We start from the raw sequence: 3,389 nt of genomic DNA, 5'->3' as shown, positions 1-3,389 counted from the left end.
GCAAGCTCTTTGAATTAACGAACCATTTAGGCAACGTACTGGCCACGGTAAGTGACCGCAGGCAGCTGGTTAGCCTCAACAACACCACTATCGACCACTATGAACCTGTGTTACTCAGTGCTACGGATTACTATCCATTTGGTATGGAGATGCCAGGCAGGGTGTATAGTGGTGGTAAGTACAGGTATGGGTTTAATGGTAAGGAGAATGACAATGAGGTGAAGGGTGAGGGCAACCAGCAGGATTATGGAATGAGGATTTATGCTCCGAGGCTTGGGAGGTTTTTGAGTGTGGATCCGTTGAGCCCTAAATATCCTGAATTGACGCCTTATCAGTTTGCAAGTAATAGACCAATTGATGGCATTGATCAGGATGGATTAGAATATGCACAAGCTGGACAGGGTAAATATGGTACAATAGACGGTACAGCAGTTATGGGAATATATCCATTCCATCCTGCTGATATGGTGCAGAAAAATGCTCATATACATGATGTCGCGCAGAAAATATTAACGCAACAAAAAGCTGCGCTTTTCAGTTATTTAGCTCTTAAAGATAGAGCTTCAGTAGGGCCTACGCCTTATTATACCGATGCTCAGTTGCACGCACACGAGAGTCAAAGGCAAGCTGATTATGATTATCAGGGTAAGGATCAAAACGGAAATGATAAGCCTGGTACCAGATTGATGAATAACAGGCATTTTCAAGGCTTGGCTAATAATGTTGTAATCCCTGTTTTGGAGCAGGCTGCGGGAGAAAAAATTGGAGGCCTGGCACTAAAAGGCATTTCAAAATTAGCAAATTCTTCATTTGTCACTTTACCGAAACCTCCAGTTCAAGCAGCTGTTACTACAGTTGAAGACGCTAGTCCATCTGCAGTGGCTAGATCGTGGCAGGGGAAAGGCGATTATCCAGGGATTGATGATTATATAGACGTAACACTCAAAAAGGGCTCTTTTGTATATGGTGGTTTGCCTGGCCCCTCAAACTATTTTACATCGGCAACAGCAGTTATTGGCGCAAACGGTGAAAAAGAGGCTCTTTGGAAGGGACTTCAGGTTCTAAAAAATGAGCAGTTCGGTTATCGTCCAACTATGGGAGTGTATGTGTTAAAAGCAGATACAAAAGCTGCATTTGGATACACACTAGCAAACCCTCAGCTTGGCCAGGGCGGATTGCCTCAATACTTTATACCAAACTGGGAACAGGTATTAAAACAAATTACTACAATTCCATTGAAATGATAGAGATAAATAAGACCACTGGATGTATCTATATTGAAAATGTTCAAATCTGTCCTGATTTATTATATTCAGAAATAGGTGTGTTAAGTTCAAAATATACCATAGTTAACTCTCCAGGCTCAGGTAATGAGTTTAATAGAATCTACATAAGGAATATTGGCGATGGAGAGATTACTATTGGTTTAGCTTTTGCCAAAGAGCGCCTTGTTCAGATTAGGATTGTGAATGGATCAAAGTACGATTTCCCACCCTTTACAATAACGAAGGAGGATAAAGAGATAATTTTGCAAAAGCTTGAAACCATTGGTGGCGAACAAGAATATACCTGGGGAACTGTTGAACTAAGTGAAGATTTAAGGGGAGGGTCAATAGGGATTCTAATTGGATATAATAAAAGGTAAGTGTTAGCGTTGAAAAAACGTCAGTAAAATAAGAAAATAAGTCTGTTATTACTCTTACTGGTAGTGACAGGCTTTTTTTCTGTAGTTTGACGAACTTTTAAGATAGCTCAATGCTTTGGGTTAGAACCACTCTGACTGGATGCTGATTTAAGGCAAAATAAACTGATTGTAGGCCTTCGTTGCCTTATCATAGGTGTGCTACTGACTGAGCAGAAGCTGCTATTGATAGGCCTATATTTTATAGGGATCATAAAATTCTTTTGTACAACCGTCAGTGACCGCACACGAAGTTAGCAAATGACAAATTCACAGATAGTAAAACAATTTGTAAATCGAATTAGATTCGTTGTTGAAAAACCAGGTGTTTTCTTAATAAATGATGTGGAGGATATTGCTGTGTTTATTCTAGGATATAAGATTGCAACTTTAGATCGTTTAAAAGATGATGTTGTTGGCGATTTCATGAATCAATTTCAAAAAACTATCAATGAACACTTTAGTACAGGCGACAATATCGAATGGTCTAGGTTGATAAGATTTCATTGTGTATCAAACAATGCAACACTTGATTTTTTTAAGAGTAGTTTCGATGAATTTATCCTGCAAATTGAATTGGAGTAAATGAATATAATAAAGCCTTGAAAACTATGACGCCTGAGAATGCTGCTTGGGAAACATGGACTGGCAAACAAGCAAAAAGCTATGGCTTTAGCAATGTAAGTGTAAAACAAGTAACTTATGGGCCAAGTAAAGGTGTACAGGCTGTATTTACAAAATAAATTATGAGTAATATTTGTATTTCATCTGATGTGACTTCTTCTTATCTTCTTTTAGATAGGAAGGATATAAGATTTATTCCTACTCTTTTATCAATTGAGGAAGGAGATATAATACCTTTTTCTATAAAAGATGAAGGTTTGATATTATTAAAAAATGATTTAGTTATACTTATTAAAAAAGAACTACATCAACTAGATGCTTCAAGAAAAACTGGCGCCCCTATTGAGTTTAATAATACATATTATAATATTAATTTCAGAAGTTCCCATGGATATTTTACAGCTGCATTGATTGGGCTTCATGATATAGTTTTGAAATGTATAGTCCTAAAAGGATCGCTACATATTTACAATAGAGAGCCTATCAAACAATATATGGCTGATGACATTATTGCATATTTGCGATTTAAAGGGGGCCAAACCATCGAGACAATTCAATCTGGATTAAATTTGGTTTATTCAAAATTGTCTGATCCCAAAGGTATCATATATGATCCTGATGATGTAATAAGAGGATTAGCACTGCTATATAAAAATGGATTTATAAGCTTCGAGGAACAGACACGGGAATATTTTCTAACGGCGAGGGGATACATGATAAGATAAGGCCTAAAAGGTAATGTTTAGCTCCTGATTAAGACGAAGCCTGTTATTACTGTTACTGGTAGTGACAGGCTTTTCATCAATAGTTAGCGTACCCTTATAGGGGGAAATAGCAACATAACTATCACAAGAAATGTGATTAGCTTAAAAAGATGGCATGGCTTGTCGGATTATAAAGTGTAGGTGGTAAAAAGGAAAAAGCGAATAGTGATGCTTTAACAAAATGGCATAGTATGGGTACTCTATTAATTATAATTTAGAAATTATCATTAGCATAAATAAAGAGTATTATTGAATACTTTGTTATACAAATAACATTGTTTTTATTTTCCCTTAAGAGAGGAATAATATTTTTGTTTATA

5 protein-coding genes are annotated in these 3,389 nt (G+C 36.7%); all 5 read left to right on the top strand.

What is annotated here, in order from left to right; translation table 11 throughout:
- Nucleotides 1-1,244, top strand: a 1,244-nt coding sequence (locus DXN05_RS24425; protein ID WP_116849940.1) for an RHS repeat domain-containing protein, incomplete at its 5' end; no start/stop codon positions are given.
- Nucleotides 1,241-1,645, top strand: coding sequence for a hypothetical protein (locus DXN05_RS24420; RefSeq protein WP_116849939.1), 405 nt, complete (start codon nt 1,241-1,243; stop codon nt 1,643-1,645). The genes DXN05_RS24425 and DXN05_RS24420, both read left to right, overlap by 4 nt.
- 297 nt (nt 1,646-1,942) lie before the next feature.
- A complete protein-coding gene (locus DXN05_RS24415) occupies nt 1,943-2,266 on the top strand; it encodes a hypothetical protein (protein WP_116849938.1) in 324 nt (107 codons plus the stop codon).
- Nucleotides 2,267-2,292: 26 nt separating this feature from the next.
- Nucleotides 2,293-2,424 carry a hypothetical protein gene (locus DXN05_RS25175; protein ID WP_262511519.1) on the top strand — a complete coding sequence of 44 codons (132 nt, stop codon included), beginning with the start codon at nt 2,293-2,295 and terminating at the stop codon, nt 2,422-2,424.
- Between the two features lie 3 nt (nt 2,425-2,427).
- Complete coding sequence (locus tag DXN05_RS24410; protein WP_116849937.1) at nt 2,428-3,030, top strand: hypothetical protein; 603 nt, start codon at nt 2,428-2,430, stop codon at nt 3,028-3,030.
- Nucleotides 3,031-3,389 lie beyond the last annotated feature (359 nt).

Source organism: Deminuibacter soli (genome assembly GCF_003412455.1).
Taxonomy (GTDB): domain Bacteria; phylum Bacteroidota; class Bacteroidia; order Chitinophagales; family Chitinophagaceae; genus Deminuibacter; species Deminuibacter soli.
Note: the sequence above shows the minus strand (reverse complement) of the source record. Positions and strands in the feature narration are given on the sequence as shown.